22 protein-coding genes and 1 pseudogene are annotated in these 22,130 nt (G+C 69.3%); 7 read left to right on the top strand and 16 right to left on the bottom strand.

Annotation, left to right across the window (positions count from 1 at the left end):
• Positions 1–144: 144 nt before the first annotated feature.
• From F9B16_RS02260 to F9B16_RS02245, 4 genes and pseudogenes are all read right to left on the bottom strand, one after another.
• Positions 145–1,209 carry a CU044_5270 family protein gene (locus tag F9B16_RS02260; protein WP_151538120.1) on the bottom strand — a complete coding sequence of 355 codons (1,065 nt, stop codon included), beginning with the start codon at positions 1,207–1,209 and terminating at the stop codon, positions 145–147.
• A complete protein-coding gene (locus F9B16_RS02255) occupies positions 1,209–1,682 on the bottom strand; it encodes an RNA polymerase sigma factor (protein ID WP_151538119.1) in 474 nt (157 codons plus the stop codon). The genes F9B16_RS02260 and F9B16_RS02255 overlap by 1 nt, the downstream gene beginning before the upstream one ends.
• 70 nt (positions 1,683–1,752) lie before the next feature.
• Positions 1,753–2,094 (bottom strand): annotated as a pseudogene (locus F9B16_RS02250) (helix-turn-helix domain-containing protein); the annotation flags it as partial.
• A 139-nt stretch (positions 2,095–2,233) separates the two neighbouring features.
• Positions 2,234–2,986: a DeoR/GlpR family DNA-binding transcription regulator gene (locus F9B16_RS02245; protein WP_151538118.1), complete on the bottom strand. Its 753-nt coding sequence runs from the start codon at positions 2,984–2,986 to the stop codon at positions 2,234–2,236.
• Between the two features lie 328 nt (positions 2,987–3,314).
• Between F9B16_RS02245 and F9B16_RS02240 the strand changes: the two genes are divergently transcribed.
• Positions 3,315–4,394: a glycoside hydrolase family 76 protein gene (locus F9B16_RS02240; RefSeq protein WP_225991270.1), complete on the top strand. Its 1,080-nt coding sequence runs from the start codon at positions 3,315–3,317 to the stop codon at positions 4,392–4,394.
• Between the two features lie 64 nt (positions 4,395–4,458).
• Here the strand turns inward: F9B16_RS02240 and F9B16_RS02235 are convergent, their stop codons facing one another.
• Positions 4,459–5,058 carry a TetR/AcrR family transcriptional regulator gene (locus F9B16_RS02235; RefSeq protein WP_151538116.1) on the bottom strand — a complete coding sequence of 200 codons (600 nt, stop codon included), beginning with the start codon at positions 5,056–5,058 and terminating at the stop codon, positions 4,459–4,461.
• Between the two features lie 129 nt (positions 5,059–5,187).
• On the opposite strand from F9B16_RS02235, the gene F9B16_RS02230 reads away from it, so the two are divergent.
• Together F9B16_RS02230 and F9B16_RS02225 are read left to right on the top strand one after the other, a co-directional pair.
• A complete protein-coding gene (locus F9B16_RS02230; RefSeq protein WP_151538115.1) occupies positions 5,188–5,937 on the top strand; it encodes an SDR family NAD(P)-dependent oxidoreductase in 750 nt (249 codons plus the stop codon).
• Between the two features lie 143 nt (positions 5,938–6,080).
• Positions 6,081–6,830, top strand: a complete 750-nt coding sequence (locus tag F9B16_RS02225) for an SDR family oxidoreductase (protein WP_151538114.1) — start codon at positions 6,081–6,083, stop codon at positions 6,828–6,830.
• A 270-nt stretch (positions 6,831–7,100) separates the two neighbouring features.
• Here F9B16_RS02225 and F9B16_RS02220 read toward each other — a convergent pair whose 3' ends face one another.
• From F9B16_RS02220 to F9B16_RS02200, 6 genes are all read right to left on the bottom strand, one after another.
• Entirely contained in the window at positions 7,101–7,958 is an 858-nt protein-coding gene (locus tag F9B16_RS02220; protein WP_151538113.1) for an alpha/beta fold hydrolase, read from the bottom strand.
• Entirely contained in the window at positions 7,955–9,319 is a 1,365-nt protein-coding gene (locus F9B16_RS02215; protein WP_151538217.1) for a zinc-binding metallopeptidase family protein, read from the bottom strand. Before F9B16_RS02215 ends, F9B16_RS02220 begins: the two co-directional genes overlap by 4 nt.
• On the bottom strand, positions 9,319–9,474 hold the full coding sequence (locus F9B16_RS50615; RefSeq protein ID WP_192808575.1) for a hypothetical protein: 156 nt from the start codon (positions 9,472–9,474) through the stop codon (positions 9,319–9,321). The genes F9B16_RS02215 and F9B16_RS50615 overlap by 1 nt, the downstream gene beginning before the upstream one ends.
• Positions 9,464–10,672 carry a Rieske 2Fe-2S domain-containing protein gene (locus F9B16_RS02210; RefSeq protein ID WP_151538112.1) on the bottom strand — a complete coding sequence of 403 codons (1,209 nt, stop codon included), beginning with the start codon at positions 10,670–10,672 and terminating at the stop codon, positions 9,464–9,466. The genes F9B16_RS50615 and F9B16_RS02210 overlap by 11 nt, the downstream gene beginning before the upstream one ends.
• 68 nt (positions 10,673–10,740) lie before the next feature.
• Complete coding sequence (locus tag F9B16_RS02205; protein ID WP_151538111.1) at positions 10,741–11,514, bottom strand: SDR family NAD(P)-dependent oxidoreductase; 774 nt, start codon at positions 11,512–11,514, stop codon at positions 10,741–10,743.
• Entirely contained in the window at positions 11,511–12,530 is a 1,020-nt protein-coding gene (locus F9B16_RS02200; protein WP_225991269.1) for an LLM class flavin-dependent oxidoreductase, read from the bottom strand. The genes F9B16_RS02205 and F9B16_RS02200 overlap by 4 nt, the downstream gene beginning before the upstream one ends.
• 271 nt (positions 12,531–12,801) lie before the next feature.
• On the opposite strand from F9B16_RS02200, the gene F9B16_RS02195 reads away from it, so the two are divergent.
• Together F9B16_RS02195 and F9B16_RS02190 are read left to right on the top strand one after the other, a co-directional pair.
• Positions 12,802–13,494: a TetR/AcrR family transcriptional regulator gene (locus F9B16_RS02195; RefSeq protein WP_225991268.1), complete on the top strand. Its 693-nt coding sequence runs from the start codon at positions 12,802–12,804 to the stop codon at positions 13,492–13,494.
• Between the two features lie 275 nt (positions 13,495–13,769).
• Positions 13,770–14,714: a DODA-type extradiol aromatic ring-opening family dioxygenase gene (locus tag F9B16_RS02190; protein WP_151538109.1), complete on the top strand. Its 945-nt coding sequence runs from the start codon at positions 13,770–13,772 to the stop codon at positions 14,712–14,714.
• 69 nt (positions 14,715–14,783) lie between these two features.
• Here the strand turns inward: F9B16_RS02190 and F9B16_RS02185 are convergent, their stop codons facing one another.
• Positions 14,784–15,602, bottom strand: a complete 819-nt coding sequence (locus F9B16_RS02185) for an alpha/beta fold hydrolase (protein ID WP_151538108.1) — start codon at positions 15,600–15,602, stop codon at positions 14,784–14,786.
• Positions 15,603–15,683: 81 nt separating this feature from the next.
• Positions 15,684–16,628, bottom strand: coding sequence for a PDR/VanB family oxidoreductase (locus F9B16_RS02180; RefSeq protein WP_151538107.1), 945 nt, complete (start codon positions 16,626–16,628; stop codon positions 15,684–15,686).
• Between the two features lie 272 nt (positions 16,629–16,900).
• Between F9B16_RS02180 and F9B16_RS02175 the strand changes: the two genes are divergently transcribed.
• Positions 16,901–18,229: an MFS transporter gene (locus F9B16_RS02175; RefSeq protein WP_151538106.1), complete on the top strand. Its 1,329-nt coding sequence runs from the start codon at positions 16,901–16,903 to the stop codon at positions 18,227–18,229.
• A gap of 74 nt (positions 18,230–18,303) precedes the next feature.
• Positions 18,304–19,116, top strand: coding sequence for an alpha/beta fold hydrolase (locus F9B16_RS02170; RefSeq protein WP_151538105.1), 813 nt, complete (start codon positions 18,304–18,306; stop codon positions 19,114–19,116).
• A 35-nt stretch (positions 19,117–19,151) separates the two neighbouring features.
• On the opposite strand, the gene F9B16_RS02165 is transcribed toward F9B16_RS02170, so the two are convergent.
• The 3 genes from F9B16_RS02165 to F9B16_RS02155 are packed head-to-tail and all read right to left on the bottom strand — an operon-like array spanning position 19,152 to position 22,107.
• Positions 19,152–20,294, bottom strand: coding sequence for an FAD-dependent monooxygenase (locus F9B16_RS02165; RefSeq protein WP_192808574.1), 1,143 nt, complete (start codon positions 20,292–20,294; stop codon positions 19,152–19,154).
• Positions 20,295–20,323: 29 nt separating this feature from the next.
• Complete coding sequence (locus tag F9B16_RS02160) at positions 20,324–21,160, bottom strand: carbohydrate ABC transporter permease (RefSeq protein WP_151538103.1); 837 nt, start codon at positions 21,158–21,160, stop codon at positions 20,324–20,326.
• Positions 21,157–22,107, bottom strand: coding sequence for a carbohydrate ABC transporter permease (locus F9B16_RS02155; RefSeq protein WP_225991267.1), 951 nt, complete (start codon positions 22,105–22,107; stop codon positions 21,157–21,159). Before F9B16_RS02155 ends, F9B16_RS02160 begins: the two co-directional genes overlap by 4 nt.
• Positions 22,108–22,130 lie beyond the last annotated feature (23 nt).

The raw sequence follows: 22,130 nt of genomic DNA, 5'->3' as shown, positions 1-22,130 counted from the left end.
GTTTCCGGCAAATGCGGCGTCGCGGCGGCCTGCGCGGTCAGGACGCTGTGCTTGTCGAAACCTACGTCCGTGCGGGTGAGACGCGCAGGGAGTGGCGCCGGCGCGGGGCTTGATCAGACGCGGGTGAGTGATGTTGGGATCAGTTCACTTGGGCGGCTCAAGGCTCTGGGTGAAGGAAGACTTGAGGAACACCGTGTAACTGATAACCGAGGGAACTTTCACATTCCATCCCTTGACAGTCCGAGTGAGTACCTGCTCGCTGTCGAGCAGGCGACCGGTCTGCGGGTCGAAAATCAGCGTATACCGTTGGGGGATGGCCGAGCCGTTCCACTGTACGCTGACGGCGAGGCCGGTACGGGCCGCCCGATCGGTCGTCATGCCGTCATAGTGCAGGCCGGGGATGTCGGCGACGACACGGAGCGCGGCGGCGGCGACCGCGGGCCGGACGGGGCGTTCGCTGTAAAGATTCTCGATGTCGACGAGCCGTTCCACTTGGCCGTCTTCGGAGTTCGGATTCGCCGCGTACAGTTGCTTCTTCAGGATCTTCGGGTTGGTGGACAGCGCCTTCCATGCCAACCTGAACGGTATGCCGCCTGGGCCGAACCGCTGGTCGTCTTTGCCTGGCGCGACGATTCCACCGCCGTCCTTTTCTGTTTTCTCCCACACCTTGCGGTCACGTGCGGTCGGGAAGTACGGCGCGCCGTATTCGGAACGTTGGCGGCCCGAGCCGTCGGCGGCCAGCCACTGCTGGGAAGTCGTCGCGATGACCGCACTGCTCGTCTCGCCCTTCGCGTTTCCCTGATCGCTCAGCTCCCAGTTCCGGGTCTGTACATAGGCGTAGCGGCCTGTGCCGGCGGTGTCGGGCAGACGCTCGGTCCGCTCGGCCAGACCGAGGAGCACGTCACGGGCGCTTGTGGGCCCGCCGCCGTGATAGGTGAGCAGGGGCGGTGTCGCCGCGCGTGCCTCCGTCACCGGCTCGCCATGCCCGGGCAGGGTGACGACTCCCGCGATACCGACGATCGCCGCCGCGGCCACGCCCGCGCCCGCGAACATGGCGGTGCGCCGCCCGCGGGCCCGCCGGACCGGGCGGGGTCCAGGAGCATCGCCGAACATCGTCGTCAGCGACGTCTCCGGCACTGTGGGGTCGACGCCGACGGCCGGATCGTGGGGGCTCAGCAGCGTGCGAATGGTTTCGATGTCGGAGTTCATCAGTCGGTCCCCTCTCCCTGGTGGTCGTCGAACAGTTTCTCGAGTCGTTTGCGCAGGCGATGCAGGCGAATGTGGACCGCGGCGTGGCTGCACCCCAGCACGATGCTGATCTCCCGGCTGCTGAGGCATTCCCATGCGGCGAGACGTGCCAGCTCGCGGTCTTTGTCGCTCAGGCCGCGCAGCACGCTGATCGCTATCTGCCGGCTCGTCACGGCGTCCGCGTGGTCGGATTCGGGTTCCACGCTCAGAGCGTCATTGAGTTCTCGGTCGCGTTGTTCGCGTCGTGCGCTGTTCGCGATGACGTTTCGGGCGACGGAGTACAGCCAGGGCAGCTCATGGTCGGATGGAATGTCGGCGATCCGCCGCCAGGCGATGGTGAACGTCTCGCTGGCGATGTCCTCCGCCTGGTCCGGACCTACCCGCCGCCATGCGTAGCGCACGATGCTGCCGTAGCAGCGTTCGTACAGCGTCATGAACCGCGTCCGCCCCGCGTCCGGGTCGGGCGGCACCGCCTCGATCGTTTGTGTGTCTTTTCGGTACACATCACGCTTGTGTTGGGAAGAGCGCGATTCTTTCACGGTTCTCCGAGACGATTTCCGCAGCGCCAGGGGAAGGCTGTACCAGCAGCGTGGATGGTTGTTTCTGATCGGCGGTGAGGTCTACGTCGACGCGCTGCAACGCGCGATCGACGGCCGCGAAGCGAGCGGCCTGCCACTGCTCCGGCGTTGCGCTATCCCACACGCCTGCCATGGCCTGCACCGCCCGTGGGCTGAAGGGGTAGAAGGCCGCGAGAGTGACTTGCCACGAGAGTGCGCCTATCGGAGCCGACCGGAATGCGAAGTACGCTGGTCCGTACTCGGTCACGCCGAGCTTGGCGGCCACTTGCGGTGCCTTGGGTCAAGACGCGCTCCACGTCCACGTCGCGGCGACCGCGGCATAACAATCCCTCACCGACGACCGACCGGTCCGGCTCCCGGAAAGCGGCGTCTGGACAGCCGCAGCAGTTCAGCGGACGCCGAGCACCTTACGCCTCCAGCACCTGCACTCCGGCATCCGCGAGGGCCGCTCCCGTGTCCGGATCGACCGGGGCGTTCGTGATGACCACGTCCAGGTCGGTGGCATCGCAGACCTTCGCCATGCCGGTGCCCGGGAACTTGCCGGCGTCGGCGACGAGGACCACCTGCCCGCTGGCCGCGATCATGGCTCGTTTGACCGGCACCTCGACCACCGTCGTGTCCATGACGGTTCCGGTCGGCCGTATCCCGCTGGTGCCGAGGACGAGCCGGTCCGCGTGGATCTGCCGCAGGTTGTCCTCCGTCAGGTAGCCCACCAGCGACCGGTAGTCACGGCGCAGCATGCCGCCGAGAACGACGAGCTGGACGTGCTGGTCGTCGGCCAGCGTCTCGACCACCGGGAGGCTGCTGGTGACGACCGTCAGAGCCCGGCCCCGCAGGTGGCGCGCCACCATGTGCGCGGTCGTGCCGATGTCGAGCAGCACGGTCTCGCCGTCCTGGATCAGCTCGGCGCAGCGCAGCGCGACGGCGTCCTTCTCGGCGGGCCGGACCTCGGCGACGTCCGTGAAGGGGTCGTCATGGCCCTCGACCGGCATCGCGCCGCCGTGTACCCGTTTGAGCAGGCCCTCCTCGTCGAGCTTCTGCAGATCGCGGCGGATGGTGGCGAGGCTCGCCGCCAGGCGCTCGGCCAGCGTCTCCACCGTCACCGGCCCTTCGGAGCGCAGGACGCGGAGGATCAGCTCATGGCGTCGGTCCCGGAGCATGCGTCGACCGTACTCGCGCAAGACCGATCACCACCAGACATTCTCCATCACGCTCCTGCGCGTCGGCTCTCGTGGGCGCACGAGCCGACGCGCGCTCCCCACCTGCCCCGCCGTCGCGGAGAACCAACCGACGCCGCCGACAATTTCAAGCAAGAGCGCTCACCTATGTGAACGATCCTGCCTACTCTTGCGCGTCTCGTCCCACCCGGGGCACAATTCAGCGCACTGCCCGCCCGGGCGGAGGCCATGGGCTGGGGCGCCTCGTTGCCATGGAGGGTGCGCGATGACCGGACTGAAGCGACGTACGGGAAAGGGTCTGGTCTCCCTCGTGACGGGCGCGGTTCTGGCGCTCGCCGTGGGCACGTCCGCCGCAAGCGCGGACGCGGGCGAGAACAGGACCGCGCGGGCCCGTGCCACATCGGCCGTCGACGCGATGATGGGGTTCTACGACCAGGCGAGCGGACGCTGGCAGCCCGAGAGCCCCTGGTGGCAGTCGGGCAACGCGCTCCAGGCGCTCCTCGACTACATGGCACGGACCCGCTCGACGCGCTACCTGCCCCAGGTGAAGAACACCATCGAGCTCCAGCGCAAGCCGCTGCCCTGGTGGCCGCAGGGCGGCGGCGAGTTCCGCGCGGACTCCACCGACGACACCGGCTGGTGGGCGCTGGCGATGGTCCGCATGTACGACCTCACCCGCGACACCAGGTACCTGAAGATCGCCGAGACCGACGAGGCGTACATGCGCCAGTACTGGGACGACACCTGCGGCGGCGGCATCTGGTGGGACCTGCCCGGGAAGACCTACAAGAACGCCATCAGCAACGAGCTCTACCTCAAGCTGGCCGCCTCCCTGCACAACCGGATCCCGGGCGACACCAAGTACCTCGCCCACGCGCGCCAGACCTGGCGCTGGTTCGCCCGCAGCGGGATGATCAACGGAACCCATCTGGTCAACGACGGCCTGGCGACGCAGAGCGGAAACTGCGGCAACAACGGCGGCACCACCTGGACGTACAACCAGGGCGTGATCCTGGGCGGCCTGACGGAGCTGCACCGCGCCACCGGCGACCCGTCCCTGCTCGCCACCGCCCGGCGGATCGCCGACGCCGTGACCACCGACCCGGGGCTGTCACCGCGTGGCATCCTCACCGAACCCTGCGAGGCCGCCGCCACGTGCAACTCCGACCAGGCGGCGTTCAAGGGCATCTTCGCGCGGAACCTCGCCGAACTCGACCGCGCGCTCCCCGGCCGCCCGTACCGGAACTACCTGACGACCCAGGCCCGCTCCGCCTTCACCTACGACCGGAACAACGCCGACCAGTACGGCCTGCGCTGGACGGGCCCGTTCGACCAGGCCGACATCGCCCGCCAGGAGTCCGCGGTAAGCCTGCTCACCGCCGTCCTGTAACCACGGCGGCGGACAGGCCGACCCGCGTTTTCCCTGGTCAGGGGTGGTGGGTCGCGCGGGTCGATCAGGCGCGGAGGGCGTCGATCAGGGCATCGACGGCGGCGAGCGCGGCGGTCGTGTCGAGCCCGGTGCGGGAGACCAGGGACAGGCCCTGGACGGTGAACAGCAGTAGCTGCGCCTGGGCCTCGGGGGTGGCGTCCTTGACGACTTCGCCGCCGGCCTGCCCGCGCCGCAGGGCGTCGGCGACGATCTGGGTGAAGCGGGCGTGCGAGCGGGTCACGATCTCGGCGGCCTCGGCGTCCTGCGGGACCAGTTCGGCGGTGGTGTTGCCGATCATGCACCCGTGCGGGACGCCGACGTCGGAGGCGTGCTCCTGTGCCCGGGCCGGGTTGGCGAGCACCTCGCGCAGCGCCGGCAGCACCGGCCCGTCCTCCAGCGCCGCGACCAGCGCGCGCTCGTAGGTGTCCCAGTACAGCTGGACGGCCGTCAGGTAGAAACGCCGCTTGTCGCCGAAGGCGCCGTACAGGCTGCCTCGCTCCAGATCCAGCGCCTCGACCAGGTCCTGGACGGAGGTCGCTCCGTAGCCACGGGCCCAGAACAGCAGGAGCGCGCGCTCCAGGGCCTGGTCCTTGTCGAATGCGCGGGGGCGCCCCGTCCGTGCCATGTCCCCAGGTTACGACTTTTTGACCGCATGCACAAAAATCCGTATGGTGATGACCGGGCGACTTTTTGAACGTCTGCATAGAAGTCGGCGGCGCGCGGGCGGGCCGGCGGACACGAGAGGGCTGACCACATGGACTTCGAGGGCAGGACGGCACTGATCACCGGATCGGGTGCCATCGGCGGGCTCGGGCACGCGACGGCGCGGGTCCTCGCCGCCGGCGGGGCGAACGTGATCATCACCGGCACCGACCCGGGCCGCGGCGCCCAGGTCGTGGACGACGTCCGGCACGGCGCGGCCGGTTCCGCCGGAACGGTGCGCTTCATCCCGGCCGACCTGGCCGACCCGCAGGCCGTGCAGCGGCTGGCCGAGGACGCCGGCGCGGTGGACGTCCTCGTCAACAACGCGGGCGTGGTCCCGTTCAGCGCGACCGCCGACCAGGACATCGCCGACTACGACGCCGCCTTCGCGGTCAATGTGCGAGCGCCGTTCATCCTGGTCGCCCGGCTCGCGCCGAAGATGGCCGCCGGCGGGGGCGGCAGCATCGTCAACGTCAGCTCCACCGCGGCCGGCCTGGGCATGCCGCCGATGGCGGTCTACGGCGCGACCAAGGCGGCGCTGGAGTCCCTGACCCGCACCTGGGCGGCGGAGTACGCCGAGTCCAACGTGCGCGTCAACGCCGTGGCCCCCGGCCCGATGACCACCTCCAAGGTGGTGGCGGCCATGGGACCCGACCTCGGCGGCATGGGCCTGACCACCGCGCTGAAGCGCACCGCCGACCCGTCCGAGGTCGCCCAGGTGATCGCCTTCATCGCCGGCGACCGGGCCAGCTATGTAACCGGCGCCATCGTGGCCGCGGACGGCGGTCGAACCGCCATCTGACCCCCGACCGCCGGCCGCCGATACGGCGAGTGCGGTGCGGCGCTTTCACGAGATGACGGGGAACAGCCCGTCATCGCTGCCGGGACCACCGCCACCCCGACCAGAACCATGCGCCTTGGGCGCGAGTGAGGAGAACGAGTTCCATGGGTCGTCTTGAAGGCAAGCACGCACTGATCACGGGCGGGACGGGCGGCATCGGGTTCGCGACCGCCCGCGAATTCCTCGCCGAGGGAGCGACCGTCGCCATCACCGGGCGCTCGCAGGAACGCCTGGACGAGGCCGCCCGGCGACTGGACGGCCCGCTGCTGCCCATCCGCAGCGACGCCGGCGACGTGCCCGGGCAGGCGACACTCGCGGCCCGGCTGCGGCAGGAGTGGCCGCGGCTCGACATCGTGATGAGCAACGCCGCCGACGTCACCCACCTCCCGATCGAAGAATGGACCGAAGAGGCATTCGACCGGCTCCTCGCCACCAATCTCAAGGCGCCGTTCTTCCTGATCAAGGCCCTGCTGCCGCTGTTGTCCCGGCAGGCCTCGGTCATCCTCGTCGGCTCGGTCTCCGCTTACATCGGACACGACAACGCCGCGGTCTACGGCGCCTCCAAGGCCGCCCTGCTCTCCCTGTCCCGCGGACTCACCCATGAACTGAAGGAGCGACACGTCCGGGTCAACGGGCTCAGCCCGGGCCCGACCGTCACCGACACCTTCAAGCCGCTCGGCCCCGAACGCCAGGCCGCCATCTACGAGGAACTCCAGCGCACCGTGCCCCTCCACCGTCTCGGTACCCCCACCGAACTGGCAAAGGCAGCCGTCTACCTGGCCTCGGACGAGTCCGCCTACACCGCTGGCACCGTCCTGCGCGTCGACGGCGGCATCGGCGAACTCGCGTACTGAACAACGGCACCGCGAGTCCGCCGCGCCGCCCCGCTCGATCCCTACGTCGAGGACCGGCCGGGCTTTCAGCGGATGAAGTGGGTGTCGGGGTGGCAGGGTGACGGCTTGTTGACGATCGGGTGCGGCACCACGCGTCGCGCCGTCACGGCACGGGTCACCCGGTCGTCCCCATCGCCGTCCGAGGCGTCTTGCCACGACCCGGAACCACGTACGGCCAGCCAGCGCTAGAGCGTTCGGAGCCGGGACGGTCCAGGCGTGGAGCAGGGCACGTCAGTCGGCCGCCTTGGCCAGGAAGGCCATGCTGAGCGGGTTGTATCGGTCGGGCTGCTCGTGCTGCGGCCAGTGCCCGCAGTTCTCGAACAGTTCCAGCCGAGACCCCGGGATCGCGTCGTGCATGCGGTGGGCCTCCGGCACTTCGCCGAAGGGGTTCTGCCGGCCCCAGATGATCAGTGTCGGCTGAGTGATGCGCCCCAGGTGATCCGGGCGCAGCAGATTGCGCTCCCGGATCTCCATGTTCTGCAGCGACAGCAGGTTGTCGACGTTGGCGACGAAATCGGGCTGATGGTAGATGGCGTGCCGTACCTGCACCAGCTCTTCGGTGGCGTTCTTCTCGTCCGCCATCAGCAGCCGCAGCCGTTCGCGGGTCAGCGCGATGTCGTCGCCGGATACCGCCTGCTTGGTGCTGGTGCGGATCCGGTCCATCACCTCCGGGTTGGCGATGGTGCCGCCGGCGCACAGCAACTGCAGGCTGGCCACCCGCGCCGGGTGGTCGATCGCCGCCCGTGCACCGACCCATCCGCCCAGCGACTCGCCGACGATGTGCGCCCGCTCGACGCCCACGGCGTCCAGGTAGGCCAGGAGGTGCTCGACGTAGTCGGCGATCTCGTAGGGCCTGCTCGGCTTGCCCGTGTAGCCGTGGCCGAGCATGTCGATGGCGTGGCAGTCGTACCGCTCGGCGTGCGCGGCGATGTTGCGGGTGAACGCCTCCAGGTGCCCGCTGGTGCCGTGCAGGAACACGACGGCAGGCGTGCCCGACGTGCCGGCGCGCAGCGTGCGGGTGCGCACGCCGGCCGCATCGACGTACTCCAACCGGAAGGCAGCAGGGGTGAGTTCGGTCCAGATCGTCATGCTTTCTCCGTGGGCATCGCAGCGCACTCCGCCCGTTCGCGGGTGCAGGTGTTGATGATCATGTGTACGAGGTGCCGCGTGAGCCGCTCCATTTCGCGGACGTCGGCCACGTTCATTCCGGACGGGAAGTCCAGGGGAAGGGGCGCGCCCGGGCCGATGCGGTCCATTCCGATGCGCGCTGTCGGTATGCCCCGCAGCCGAAGGATGTTGGCGTCGGTCGCCCCGCTGGTGTCCGCGATCGGTTCGTGCGGCCGGCCGGTGATCTGCTCCCAGGCCGCTACGGAGGCCCGGCAGACCCAGTTGTCGACGGGGGTGGACGTCCCCGGGATGGCGAGCACCAGCTCCCAATCGACGTCGAGGCCGGGGTGCGCGGCCCGGATCTCGTCGATCGCGGCGCCGAACTCGCGACGAACGTCGTTGACCGAACTGCGCGGGTTCGTCCGCAGATCGACGCGCAGCCGGCACGTGGCGGGTGAGACGGCGGCGGTCTTCGTCCAGCCTCCGCGGATCGACCCGATATGGCCCTGCGGTGCCACCAGTCCGTCGGTGTGGGCCGCGCTGTACTGGGGGAACCAGCGTTCGAGACCCTCCACGACCTTCGCCGCGTCAACGATCGGATTGCGGTACGGCATGCGGTGGCGGCTGCCGACGTAGTGGTAGGTGCCGTGCACGGAGAGCTCGAACCAGCACAGGCCGACCTCCTCCCACGCGGTGGCCCAGCCCGGCTTGGCGATCACGGCGTAGTCGGCCCAGAAGCCTTGCTCCAGCAGGAACGAGCAACCGTTGCCCTGGCCGGCGTTGTACCGCCGGACGCGTTCGACCTCGCGCTTGTTGACCGGCATACCGCCGGCCCCCAGCCCGACCAGCAGGTCCCCGGTCAGCGGGATCCCGGCGGCCGCCACCGCTTCGGCGGCGGCGACGACGCAGGCGGCGTGCGCCTTGGGGTTGGCCGCCCCCAGGCCCATCACGTAGTCGCCTTCCACGACGGCTCGCGGACACAGGTCCGGCCTCAACTCGGGACCGACCCAAGGCACGTCCTCCTCGGCGGTCCCGACCGTGAGCGTGTCGATCGGTGCGTACAGCAGCAGGTCGGGTCCGGTGCCGCCGCCACGCAGCCGTCCGGTCGCGTTGCCCTGCTCATCGTCGATGGCCTGGTAGGACGCGTGCAGCCCGGCATCCTCCAGCCGGCCGGTCAGCCACTGCGCCAACACCGCCTCGGCGCCGGTGGGACTGGGGATGTCCACCATTCCGACGACGAGGTCGCGCAGCCGCTCGACCTTGATCTGTGCCCAGGCCTCGGTGAGCAGCTCACGCCGATGGTCTTCGAGCCGGGCGTCCGACGGGTCGGGCAGGACGGTCATCACGCGTCCTTCGTGGGCGGCAGGACGACTCGATGCACCTGGGTGTTCGACCTCCGGCCGAGCCACCGCACCAGTACCACCGCGGTCATGACCGCGGCGGCGGCGAAGATCCCCTTCGCGGGCTTGGAGGCCGTGCCTTTGCCCTTAGACGTCATAGTCCTGCCGCCTCGCCTTCGCCGCCCGGGCGGCCTCGTGGGTGGTCGTGGTCTCCTCGACGAGCTTCCGCCATGCGGTGAGCGAGGCATCCGGGCGGTAGAGCCGCTCCGGCGGGGCGTCCGTCTCTCCCACCATCCACTCGTCCTGCTGGGAGAACTGGCCGTGGAAGAACCAGCGGATGCCCCCGAAGTACTTGAGGTAGAAGGGAAGGGTGCTCAGTCCCTCCCGGTACTGGATCATGATCCCGACGTAGCGGTGGTGCCCGGGTTCGGTCGGCACCCACCACTCGTAGTGGATGAAGTCCGGGTACACGACGCGAAGCACGCCCGGCACAGAGATGGAGGTGTAGCCGGGGAACTCCTGGCGCCCGATGACCGGGTGGACCGGCTTGCCCAGGTCGCCCACGTTGCCGATGTTGAAGACGCGCTCAGGCGGCTTCTTCTTCCACCACCGGTAGTTGGTCCACACCCCCAGACCGGAGTGCTCGTCGCGGAAGTGAACTTCCTTCTGGACCCGGTGTATCCATCGGCCCTGGCGCTCGATCGAGGTGATGTTCCAGGTGGGCATCGTGCGGAAGAGCCGCCACAGCGAGGTCCGGTGGAGGTACTTGGCGTGGCCCTCGTCGAAGCCGTTCTCGCAGGCGTAGCGCCAGTCGCCCCGCCGGTCCTGCATGGACCCGCCCAGCACGAAAGAACCGTCCCGCCACTCTTCGGGCAGCTGCTCGTCGAGTGGATGCGGCTCCTCGCCGTCGCCGAGGTAGACCCAGACGATGCCGTGCCGCTCCTCGACCGGATGGGTCTTCTGCACGACCTTCCCGCAGATCGGCGACTTGGGCCCATCGGTGAGGACCGCGCAGAGCTTGCCGCTCTCGAGATCGAAGGTCCAGCCGTGGTACGCGCAGGTGAGGGTGCCCGGGAACTCCTGGCGTCCGAGCGAGAGCGGGACCCCGCGGTGCGGGCACCGGTCGGCGAGCGCGTAGACCTCGCCCCCGTCCCGGATCAGCACGAGCTTCTCGCCGCACAGCGTCTGCCGCTGCGGAGTTCCCGTCACCTTGCTCGACCAGGTCACCGGATACCAGTAGCCGCGCAACCCCAGTTCCGCGGCGTCGTACTGCGGCCACGCCTTCCAGTCCTGTCCGGGTCTGCGCCGCTTCGGCTGCGAAGGCGGGCTTGCCTGCGGCTGTTGTGCCTGCACCATGGGTGAGGGTCTCCCTCGATGTGTCGGATGGGTATGACGTGCTTGTCCGCGGCGCGTTCCGCCGCGACCTAGTGAGCGGTGTAGCCGCCGTCAACGGGCCAGACGGCGCCGGTGAGGAAGCCGGTGGGGTCGTCGACGAGGGTCATCACCACTCGGGCGACGTCGGCGGGCGTGCCCCAGCGGCCGACGAGCGTTTCCTGGTCGATCATCCGGCTCGGGGCCGGGTCGACCGCCGGGTCGGGCGGAGGCATCGGCGCGTCCTTGGCGATGGGGCCCGGCGCGACGCTGTTGACGGTGATGCCGGTGCCCGCGAGCTCGCCGGCCAGGCTCCGCGTGAACTGTGCGAGCGCTCCCTTGGTCGCGGAGTAGACCGAACGATGGGTGATCCCGACCGAGCCGAGCACCGAGGAGACGGTGACGATCCGCCCGGTACCCCTCGCTCGCATCCTCGGGACGACTTCGCGGCAGGCATAGACGGCGCCGAAGGTGTTGACGCGGAACGCTCGCTCGATGAGCTCGTCGGTCATCTCCGCGAGCGGCCCTTTGACGAGGGTGCCCGCGCTGGCCACCAGGATGTCGACGGGGCCCAGCTCCGCCTCGGTGGTCTCAACGAGCCGTGCGACGGCCGCGGAGTCGGCCACGTCGGTGGGAACGCCCAGGGCCTGTCCACCTCTCGCCCGCAGAGACTCTGCGGTCTTCTCGCATTGCTCCGCGCCGCGAGCCGCGACCGCCACCCGGACGCCCGCGGCGGCGAGGGCCTCCGCGACCGCCCGGCCGATCCCGCTGGTCCCTCCGGTCACCACCGCGGTGCGCGGTTCCGTCGCCGTCGTGTCGCCGGTCATGCCAGAACTTCCCTTCCGAAGTCGTCGATGAGCTGGAGAGGGAGGTCGTAACTGCCGACCCCCTGTACGTAGATCTCGTCCGCGCCGAACTCCGTGATCTCGGCGATCCGCCTGCGGATCTGCGCGCCGTCGCCGACGACGCAGAACCGCTCGGCGAACCGCACGGCGGCGTCGTCGTCGATGACCTCGCCGGCGACCTGGATCGCGTCGTCCCAGTTCTCGGCGTGGCGATAGTCGGGGTAGACCCGCGGGTCCTCGCGGGGGCGACCGGTCACGTCGATGCCTTCCTCGGCCAGCGCCTGGCCCGCCCCGCGAAGGACGAGGTCGGCGCAGAGCGGCTTGACGATCCCGCAGTCGCGCCGGATGTCGTGGGTCACGTGCGCGAAGGCCGCGACGATGATCCGCACGGCGTCCGGGTCGCGGCCGGCCCGGCGCGCGCCGGTCCGCACCCGCCCGATGGCGGCGGTCAGCAGCTTCTCCGAAATTCCGCTCAGCACCATGACGCCGTCGGCGACCTCGCCCGCGAACTCGAGGTTCCGGGGCCCGCTCGCCGCCATGTACAGCGGCGGCGCGCCGACGGCATCACGGAGCCTGCCCGCGCCGCTGCCGAAGTCGTAGGCGTCTCCCGCGAGCAGCGTTCGCAGGGCGTCGAACCCCGTCCGCAGGTGCGAACGGCGGGTGGGCGGGGTGCCGATGTGCTTGATCGAGCTGCTTCCGGCACCGACCCCCACCGCGAGCCTGCCGGGAGCCATCTCCTGGAGCGTCCGGATGGCCGAGGCGGTGACGGAGGGGTGCCGGGTCTCGAAGTTGGTGACGGCGGCTCCTAGCTGGATCCCGGTCGTGGCGCCGGCGGCGGCGGCGAGCGTCACCCACACATCACGCCAGAGAAGCTGGCTGTCGGGGAACCAGGCGGCCCCGAATCCGGCCCGCTCCGCTCTCTGGGCGGCGGCGGCCAGTTCGGGCGCGGGTGCGCAGGGCGGGATCCGGATCCCGATAAGCGGTCGGTCTTTGTCCACGAAAGGGTCCCCTCTTCGGAGAAGTGGCAGGGAGAGGGTCGTGCCAGGGACGGGTCTGGGCAGACGTCCTGGGCCGTCACACCCCGTCCTGCAACGCCGGTGGCACTACCGTGTTGTGCGCCAACGCTTGTACGGTACATTGTACGGGCAAGGCTGTCGAGGGGCCGATCTCGTGGTACGCGGTCCAGTAGGTTGTTAGGCGACCAGGAGGCAGTCGGGAATGATGGCCCTCAGCCGGAGTGGCCGAGACCGGAGATGGGAAGAGGCCGTGGTGAAACGCGAGCAGTCCACAGGCGCGACTCTGACGCCCGAACTGATCGTGACGACGGCGCTCCGTCTGGCAGACGCCGAGGGCGACCCCAACAAGATCACGATCCGCCGGATCGCCGCGGAGCTGGGGGTCGGCCCCATGTCGCTTTACACCTACTTCCGGAACAAGGACACGATCCTTGACGGAATGGCGGACCATGCGCTCGGCCGGATGAAGTTCGAAGAAAGCCCGGACGCCGGTCCGGCGGCGGCCATCCGGAGCCTGGCATCCGCCTTGCTTTCGACGATGCAGGAGCATCCGAGCATCGCCCGGCTGTTCGCGGCCCGGCAGACGGACAGCCAGGGAGCCCTGCACGGGTCAATGGAGATCCCGCTGCGCCGCCTCGTCGACGCCGGAATCCCCGGCCCGCTGGCGGTGAAGTGCTACGGCTTCCTCATCACGTTCGCCATCGGATTCAGTAGCTACCAGGCACCACGTCCTTGGGGGCTCAGCGAGGCCGGTGCGGAGGCACAGGAGATGCGGCGCCAGCGGCAACACCTGTACGCGGGCCTGCCGAAGACCGAATTTCCGCTGGTCGTCGAGCTGGCCGAGGAGATCGTCGATATCCCCAGTGCCCGGCTTTTCAACTACGGGGTCGAGGCGCTGATCGCCAGCGTCCTGCAGGAACTGCAGCACGCGGAATCAAGAAATTAAGGGCGCGAGGCACGCGAGGTCATAGCCGTACGGCCGCCGACCCGCGCTCGAGAAGAGTGCAGTCACCCTGATTGAGGGCCGGGCGGAACCGTAATCATGACCTGATTCAGTCAGGCTGACCGGATTGAACGCCTTCAGCAGTGCGCTGCGGCGTTCCTGCTCGCACGCGCCCTGAATGGATGAGCAGAGATTTCAGCTTGCCGAATGGAGCTCGTCGTGAATGTTTTGAGAATTGCTCTGACGCACCGGCTCGGCATGGTTCCGGAGGTGCGCTGATGGCCCGGATCGTGCTCGGGGTGGGCGCTTCGCACAGCACGCTGATGAACACCCACTGGGACAGCGTGGTCCATCTCGACAGGGCGGAGCGGTTCCGCGACGCCCTGGCGGCGGCGCGCGACACGCTGGCCGCGGCCCGGCCTGACGTGGTGGTGATCATCGGATCGAACCACTTCCGCGGCTTTTGGCTGGATATGATCCCGTCGTTCACTCTTGGGGTCGGCGAGGTCATCGCCTCCGGTGAGGCGGGCACTCCGAAGGGGGCACAGCCGACCGACCCGGAATTCGCCCAAGGTCTGGCGCAATGGCTGGTGGACGCGGGTACCGAGGTGGCCGTCTCCGCCCGGCTGCAGATCGATCACGGCCAGTCGCACGCCATCCAGTACGTGCTGCGCGGTCTCGACGTTCCCGTGGTGCCGCTCGTGGTGAACGTGTTCGCGGCCCCCCTGCCCCGGATCGACCGCTGCGTCGCGCTGGGCCGGAACCTGGCCGCCGCGATCGCCGCCGACCCCGGCGACCGGCGGGTGGCGGTGATCGCCTCCGGCGGGCTGTCCCACCGGCTGCCCTGGCCGTCGGACTGGCGAGCGCCCGACGGCGCGGACGAAGAGTTCCTGGTCGAGGCCTGGCTGAACGGCCGCACGGACTGGCAGCGCTACGACTCTCATCGGCGGCAGATCATCACCGCCGCACGGCCGCACATCTACACGGAGTTCGACGAGGAGTTCCTGGCCGCACTGGAGCGCGGGCAGCTCGCCGGCTATGCCGACATCTCCACCGCGGAACTGGAGCGACTGGCGGGCAACGGCGGGCAGGAGCTGCGCACCTGGCTGATAATGGCGGCCGCGCTCGGCTTCGCCCCTGGCCGGAAGCTGGCCTACGAGGCGATCCCCGAGTGGCTCACCGGGATGGGCGTCGCGGTGATCGAACCGGAGCACGCATCCTGAACCATGCACGGCCACGGACCCGCCGGGGCTTCTGAAGCGGTGCTCAGAAGCCCCGGCGGGATCGCCGGATCACGGCAACCGGGTCGGCTGCCCTCCCGACGAGAGGCACTCGGTCAGGAACTCGCCGACGACCTCGGCGAACAGGTCGGGCCGGTGGTCCACCAGCACGACGCCGGCGCCCGGTAGCACCGAGGCGCGCGCTCCGGGGATCGCCGCGGCGATCCTCGGCAGGTCCGGCAGCGAGTAGCCGTCCAGCTCGCCGCAGATCGCCAGCGTCGGCGTCCGGACGAGCGGGATCCGGTCCTCCATCCGGTAGCGGTTCACCGCGAGGTGCCCTTCCTCGACCCGGTCGATGACCCCGAGCGCGTCGCGGACCAGCCGATTCATCAGGTCGGGCCGATCGGCCGGGTAGTGGGGGAGGCGCTTGCGCCAGTGCTCCAGCAGGTGAGTGCCGTCCGCCTGGACGTCGACGTGGTCGATCGGGGGCCGCCGCCAGACGGTGCGGCGCCGCTCGGCATCGACGTAGGGAGTGCCCGACAGGACGAGGCCGGCGAGACGCTCCCCGGTGCGGGCGGCGACCTCCACCGCGATGACACCCCCAGTGTGGTGACCGGCGAGCGAGAAGCGACCGAGCCCGAGGTCATGGCAGAGGTCGAGCACCGCGTCCGCGAACAGTTCGATGCTCCACGGCTCGTCGGGACGGGCGGAGAGGCCGAAGCCGACCGTGTCCATGGCGATCGCGCGGAAGCCGCGCCCCAGGAGCGGCAGCACGTCGCGGTACTCATCGCTCGACCGGGGAGTCTGGTGCAGAAGGACGACGGGATGGCCCGACCCCTGCTCCACGTAGTGGACTTGGCCGTACCGGGTGTCGGCGAAGCCGTGACGCATGTGGGAACTCCAATCAGCGCTTGCGGGCGGGGACGAGCAAGGAGACGGCGTGTTACTCGCCGTCCGTAGGATCCGGGCTCCTCACAGGTCGAGGACGAGCTCCGCCGTCCGCGCCCTCGAGACGCACGGCAGCATGACGTCGACCGTGTCCGGCTCGGTCAGCGAGTCCAGGTGCAGCGGTACACCGGACAGCACCCCCGTGGTGCAGCTGCCGCAGATCCCGTCGCGGCAGGCGTTCGGCACCGCGATCCCGGCCGCCTCCAGCGCGTCGAGCGCCGAGCAGTCCGCGGGCACCGTGACCCGGCGCCCGGATCGGCCGAGGACCAGCTCGAACGCCATCGCTTCGGGGGCGTCGTCGCGGGCTCGGGCGGCGAACCGTTCCACGTGCAGGGTGCCGGCCGGCCAGGCCGCGCACTGATGCTCGGCAGCCGCGATCAGCGGTTCCGGGCCGCAACAGTAGACGGCCGTCCCGTCGGCCGGCTCGCGCAGGGCCGCCTCCAGGTCGAGGTGGCCGAATTCGTCGAACGGTCGTACGTCCACCTTCTCGCCATAGGCCGCCAGCTCATCCAGGAACGCCATCGACCGGCGAGACCGTCCGCCGTACAGCAGCCGCCACTCCGCACCCCGTTCCTCGAGTGCGCGGACCATCGGCAGCAGCGGCGTGATGCCGATCCCGCCGGCGATCAGGATGTAGCGGTCGGCGTCTACGAGCGGGAAGTGGTTGCGCGGCCCGCCGACCTCGATGAGCTCGCCGGGACGCAGCACCTCGTGTACGTAGCGGGACCCTCCCGAGGAGGCGGGCTCCCGCAGTACGGCGATCCGGTAGCAGCGCCGCTGTGCCGGGTCACCGACGAGGGAGTACTGGCGGACGACGCCCGGCAGGCCGAGGTCGATGTGTGCGCCGGGCTGCCAGGCGGGCAGCAGGCGCCGCTCGGGATCGGTGAGCTCCACGGAGAGCACGGAGTCGGATTCCCGCCGCAGGGCGGCGGTCTCGAGCTTCAGGACGTCGGTCTCACTCTTGCTCATACTTAGTACGGTACTAATTACGGACGCCGGTTGGGAAGCCCCGAGCGGCTGCCTCCATCGACGCGATTCACCCCCTTGACGGGCTATTGAGACGTACCGTACTTTGTACGAACCTTGCGGACGACCCATCCACCGTCCCAGCCATTCGCATCCCATCGCGGCGACGGAACCTGACGGAGCCGGCCTGCCCGCACCCGCCGGAGACCGCCCGCGTCTCCGGATCCCGCTGACGTTCCTCTTTCGACTCGGCCCCGCATTCCCGGAGGACGACCATGACCGCCTTGACCCGGACTGCGCGGCATCAGCGCACGAGGGCAGTGTTCGCGAGCTGGATCGGCACGACGATCGAGTACTACGACTTCTCGTGCTACGGCCTCGGCGCCTCGTTGATCTTCGCCAAGATCTTCTTTCCCTCGGCGAACCCGACCACGGGCACGCTGCTGTCGCTGTCCAGCTTCGGAGTCGCCTATGTCGCGCGCCCGCTCGGGGCGCTGGTCTTCGGTCACTTCGGCGACCGCATGGGCAGGAGAAGAACGCTCATCTTCACGCTCCTCCTCATGGGCGTCTCGACCATCGCGATCGGAGCGCTCCCCACCTACTCTCAGATCGGCCTCGCGGCCCCCGTGCTGCTCGTCGTCGCCCGCCTGCTCCAAGGGTTCGCCGTGGGCGGCGAGTACGGCGGCGCGATCCTGATGACGGTGGAACACTCCGCCGACAACAAGCGAGGCCTTTTCGGCTCTCTGGTCAACACCGGCACCACCGCCGGCCTGGTGCTGGCGAACCTGGCATTCCTGCTGGCCCTGCGGCTTCCGGACGAGCAACTGCTGTCGTGGGGCTGGCGGATTCCCTTCCTTCTCAGCACCCTTCTCGTGGTCATAGGGCTGATCGCACGGACCGTACTGGAAGAGACCCCCGATTTCGCCGAAGTGAAGCAGCGGGACGCGGTGCGCGAATTCCCGATCGTCGACGTGGCGCGCAACCACCTGGGCACCGTGTCGCTGGTCGCGCTGGGCATCATCGCCTCGGGAAGCACGTTCACGCTGACCACGGTGTTCTCGCTGACCTACGGAAAGCTCGGCCTCGGGCTCGGCGGCAGCGCGATGCTCGACGTGCTCCTGCCGGCCACCGTGGTCGTCCTGGTCGCCCTGCCGCTGTTCGGCAGACTCGCCGACCGCGTCGGGGTCCGGGCGCTGTTCCTGGGTGGGCTGGTGTCGCTCATCGTGCTGCCGTTCGTGTGGTTCGCCCTGCTGGACACGCGGCAGTACGGGCTGATGCTGCTGGGCTTCGCGCTGCTGTTCGTCGGCTATGCCGCCAACTACGCGGTGGTACCGGCCTACTTCGCGCAGGTCTTCCCCTCGGGGGTGCGGTTCACCGGACTGTCGGTCGGGTTCACCATCGGGCTCATCGCCAGCAACGCGATCGCACCCGCGGTCGCGACATCGCTGCTGGAGGCCAGCGGAGGCTGGGAGGCCATCGCGGCCTACATGGCGAGCACCGCCGTGATCTCGCTGGTGGCCGGCATCTTCCTGCGGATCCCGACCACTGGTTCGGAGCGAGTCGCGGCACCACGCCTGGTCGACGACAGCGTCACCGACAACTGAAGGCCGCGGCTTCGGGGACCGGCCTGCCACACCCCGGCCCCCGAAGCCGCCCTACCCTGCCAAGGAGACCGATCGTGAGCCTTCACCCTCGGGTGACATCCCTTCAGACGACGACGCTGTCGTACCAGGTGGCCAGACCGTCCGCCGCCGGAACCCCGGTGGTGCTCCTGCATCCGTGGTTCGGCTGCTGGCAGTTCTGGGCCCCCACGATGGGCCACCTCGCAGACCGCCCCTGCTACGCCGTCGACCTCTACTCGCCCGCCGCCGGCGACTGGTCCCCGATGGCCGGCCCGACCGGGCTCGCCAACGCCGTCCTGGCCATGATGGATGCGGAACGGCTGGACCGGGTGGACGTGGTGGGCAACTCCGTGGGCGGCATCGTCGCGCAAGTCATCGCTTCGAAGGTGCCGCACCGGGTGCGTCGACTCGTGCTGGTCGGCACCGGAGCGAGTACGGCCGGCGCACTGCCGGGCTTCGCCGGGGTCGTCGACCGATGGATCAAGGTCGTCCGCGAAAACGGCGCCGCCGACCGCGCCGCGGTCGAGGCCGCCGTCCGCATGCTGTTCACGATCAGCCCGGACGAGGACACCTGGGAGACATACGTCCAAGCGGTGCTACGCACGGACCCGGCGTACCTCGCGGCCGTCCTCGGCGCGGCGCGCGAGCTGGACCTCACACCGCGGCTCGCGGACATCACCGCGTCCACGCTGGTGATCCGGGGCAGCGAGGACTGTGCGCGCAGCGCCGGGCACTCCGCTGTCCTGGCCACCGGAATCCGCGCGGCCCGCTCGATCGAAATGCCCGGCGCCGGCCACTCGCCCATGGTCGACCACCCGATGGAGTTCGCCCGCCTGGTCTCGGACCACCTCAGCGCCCGGTTGCCCTGACGGATGTCAGCGGCCGGTTCGGATGACTCTGATCGTCAGATCGGTTCGCGGAGGTACTCCCAATACTCCTTGGCTTCCGCCGGGTCGATGGTGGGCGGTGATTCCAGCCCGGTTCCGTCGGCGGCGTTCTCGGCCAGGCACTGGCGGACCGACTGGCGGACCGCACGTTGCGTCCTGCGGAACCGGCGACCCATGAAGCGTTCCAGTGCCTCCTCCACGCAGGAGTGCTGCTTCAGTTCTTCGGCGAGGACATGGGCGTCCTCGATGGCCATGGCGGCTCCGCTGGAACCGTGCGGCGGCATCACGTGGGCTGCGTCGCCGATGAGCACGACGCGTCCGCGGTACCAGGGAGCGGGCATGAGGAAGGCACTGAATGGACCGAAGTGGATCTCGTTGGAGGGAGGCAGGTCGGCGCGGATACGGGCGGCTTCCGGGAAGGTGAATTGCTTGAGGGCCTCGATCATCTCCGTGCGGACGAGCCGGTCTGATCCGCGCACGATCCGTCCGTTGGGCTTGGTGACGAAGGCGTAGATGGTGTTGCCGGGGAGCGGGTAGAGACCGAGTTTGAGGCCGTCGGCGCCCAGGTACATCCGCCCATGGGTGATCGACGGGATTCCCATCGTCAGCCACCGGTAGCCGGCCTGGCCCAGTGCTCCGGTGCGGAACTCTTCGCCGAACACTCTGCGGCGGATCAGGGAATTGAAGCCGTCGGCTCCGACGACCAGGTCGAATGTGCCGCTCTCGCCATCGGTGAAGTCGGTGATGACCTGGTCTCCGGCTTGCCGTACCTCGGTGATGGTCACCCCGTCCTGGACGGTGATGCCTCTCTCGATGAGGGAGCCCAGCAAAATGTCGGCCAGTACCTTCCGGGACAGCACCACATTGTCGGGGTAAGGCTGCCCTTCGGGCTGAGGGCGTTCACTGTAGACGAGCGTGGTGCCGTCGGCTTCGCACATGTGCAAATGCATGCTGAGGCTGCTGCCCGCGAGGACCGGCTGGAGCAGGCCGTGCGCGTCGAGTGCCCGCAGGGCGTTGCCCGAGAGCCCGACCCCTGAGCCGATGGGCCGGGAATCGATGTCGACCAGGCGGATCTCGGCGTCGGTGTCGCGCAGCGCGTTGGCCAGGGTGAGGCCCGCGATCCCGGCGCCGACGATGAGGATTCTGCGAGGTTGCGGCATGAAGGTCCAATCGTGGTGTGGTGGGCCGGTCAGTTCTTGATGCCGCCGCTGAAACCGCGCATGAGGCGGCGTTGGGCGGCGATGAAAAGGACCAGGACGGGCAGGAGCGACATGGCGACCGCCGCGAACACCAGGTTCCATTTGGTGGCGACGCCGCCGATGTAGGTGTAGACCGTCAGCGGCAGTGGAGTGTTGGGAGTGCCGTTGAGGAAGATGATGGGGAAGAAGAAGTCGTTCCAGATCTGCACCCCGGTGAGGACGGCGACGGTTCCGGTGGCGGGACGCAGCAGGGGGAAGACGACCGAGAGGAAGGTCCGCAGGGTGGAGGCGCCGTCGACGCACGCGGCCTCTTCGTACTCCCGGGGCAGGCTCCGGGCGAAGCCCGTGTAGAGGAAGATCGCCAGTGGCAGCCACAGCCCGGTGTACAGCACGATCATGCCGGCGTAGCCGCCCACCAGGCCGAGCGACCGCAACGCGGTGTACAGCGGGATGACGCCGAGCTGGCTGGGCAGGATGATGCCGACGACCGACAGGACGAACACCAGGTTCCCCATCCGTCCGCGGGCACGGGCGATCGCGTAGGCCGAGACCGAGCCCAGCGCCACCAGCACCGCGACGCTTCCGGCGGTGATGACGACGCTGTTGACGGCGGCGCGGCCGATGCCGGCCTCGTTCCACGCCTTGACGTAGTTGCCGGGATGCCAGGAGTCGGGCAGCCCCGTCGGGTCGCTGAGAATCTGGGCCGCCGGTTCCAGTGACACCATGACCAGCAGGACGAACGGAACGATCCAGAGCGCGGCGCCGCCGAGCAGCAGCGTCTCCCGCAGCGCGGATCGCCAGGTATAGCGGTGATAGGCGGTGCTCATGGGGTGTCCTTCCGGGGGCGCACGGCCACCATCTGGACCAGTGCGACGACGACGATGATCAGGGTCAGGACCAGTGACAACGCCGTCCCGTACCCGTAGCGGCCGTTGGCGAAGGTCTGCTTGTACACCTGGGTGGCGAGGGTTTCCGTCATGTTGACCGGTCCTCCGCCGGTCAGGGACATCACCTGGTCGAAGGTGCCGAGGGCGACGATGGAGACCAGCGGTACGGCGATCATGGTCGCCGGGCGCAGCAGCGGCAGCGTGACGGCCAGGGTGCGCCGCCAGGGGGAGGCGCCGTCGACGGCGGCGGCCTCGTCGAGGTCGGCGGGGATGGCCTGGAGGCCGGCCAGGTAGATCACCATGGCCAGGCCGGTCATCTGCCAGATCATGACCAGGCAGACGCTCCACAGGGCGGTGGCCGGATCGGCCAGCCAGGACCGTGGCTGGTCCTGCAGATGCAGCCAGTGCAAGGCGTGGTTGATGATTCCGTCGGTCTGGAACAGGAACTTCCACACGTACGCCGTGGACAGCGAGCTCATCACCGCGGGGAGGAAGAACACCGCGCGGAGCAGGTACCGGGACTTCACCACCGTGTTGAGGCCCATCGCCAGCAGAAGCCCGACCAGGTTGCCGGCGCAGACGACGACCAGGGCGATCACGATGGTGTTCCGGAGAGCCCGCAGGGCGAGCGGATCGGTGAAGATCTCTTCGAAGTTGGCCGGCCCGACGAACCGCGCGCCCGACAGTCCGTTCCAGTCGGTGAAGGCGTAGCCGGCCCCTGCGAGCGTCGGCAGGAAGCGCGCGAGGATCAGGCACAGCAGTGCGGGCAACAGCCATGGCCATGGCACGCCGCCCGGCTGCCCCGAGGCGCGTTTCGCGGGTCGGCCGATGCGGGGATCGGCCTTCTTGCCTGATCGAGTCGGTATCTGATGGTCGGCGAGGTGCACGGCCAAGGCGGCCTCCCGGAGTG

The sequence above is a fragment of the Actinomadura montaniterrae genome (assembly GCF_008923365.1).
GTDB classification, from domain to species: domain Bacteria; phylum Actinomycetota; class Actinomycetes; order Streptosporangiales; family Streptosporangiaceae; genus Spirillospora; species Spirillospora montaniterrae.
Note: the sequence above shows the minus strand (reverse complement) of the source record. Positions and strands in the feature narration are given on the sequence as shown.

Coding starts and splice junctions, on each gene's coding strand:
- F9B16_RS02180 (WP_151538107.1), bottom strand. CDS start 16,628: ATGAGCAAGAGTGAGACCGACGTCCTGAAGCTCGAGACCGCCGCCCTG.
- F9B16_RS02245 (WP_151538118.1), bottom strand. CDS start 2,986: ATGCTCCGGGACCGACGCCATGAGCTGATCCTCCGCGTCCTGCGCTCC.
- F9B16_RS02175 (WP_151538106.1), top strand. CDS start 16,901: ATGACCGCCTTGACCCGGACTGCGCGGCATCAGCGCACGAGGGCAGTG.
- F9B16_RS02215 (WP_151538217.1), bottom strand. CDS start 9,319: ATGACCGTCCTGCCCGACCCGTCGGACGCCCGGCTCGAAGACCATCGG.
- F9B16_RS02165 (WP_192808574.1), bottom strand. CDS start 20,294: ATGCCGCAACCTCGCAGAATCCTCATCGTCGGCGCCGGGATCGCGGGC.
- F9B16_RS02210 (WP_151538112.1), bottom strand. CDS start 10,672: ATGGTGCAGGCACAACAGCCGCAGGCAAGCCCGCCTTCGCAGCCGAAG.
- F9B16_RS50615 (WP_192808575.1), bottom strand. CDS start 9,474: ATGACGTCTAAGGGCAAAGGCACGGCCTCCAAGCCCGCGAAGGGGATC.
- F9B16_RS02160 (WP_151538103.1), bottom strand. CDS start 21,160: ATGAGCACCGCCTATCACCGCTATACCTGGCGATCCGCGCTGCGGGAG.
- F9B16_RS02190 (WP_151538109.1), top strand. CDS start 13,770: ATGGCCCGGATCGTGCTCGGGGTGGGCGCTTCGCACAGCACGCTGATG.
- F9B16_RS02185 (WP_151538108.1), bottom strand. CDS start 15,602: ATGCGTCACGGCTTCGCCGACACCCGGTACGGCCAAGTCCACTACGTG.
- F9B16_RS02255 (WP_151538119.1), bottom strand. CDS start 1,682: ATGACGCTGTACGAACGCTGCTACGGCAGCATCGTGCGCTACGCATGG.
- F9B16_RS02235 (WP_151538116.1), bottom strand. CDS start 5,058: ATGGCACGGACGGGGCGCCCCCGCGCATTCGACAAGGACCAGGCCCTG.
- F9B16_RS02260 (WP_151538120.1), bottom strand. CDS start 1,209: ATGAACTCCGACATCGAAACCATTCGCACGCTGCTGAGCCCCCACGAT.
- F9B16_RS02220 (WP_151538113.1), bottom strand. CDS start 7,958: ATGACGATCTGGACCGAACTCACCCCTGCTGCCTTCCGGTTGGAGTAC.
- F9B16_RS02230 (WP_151538115.1), top strand. CDS start 5,188: ATGGACTTCGAGGGCAGGACGGCACTGATCACCGGATCGGGTGCCATC.
- F9B16_RS02225 (WP_151538114.1), top strand. CDS start 6,081: ATGGGTCGTCTTGAAGGCAAGCACGCACTGATCACGGGCGGGACGGGC.
- F9B16_RS02205 (WP_151538111.1), bottom strand. CDS start 11,514: ATGACCGGCGACACGACGGCGACGGAACCGCGCACCGCGGTGGTGACC.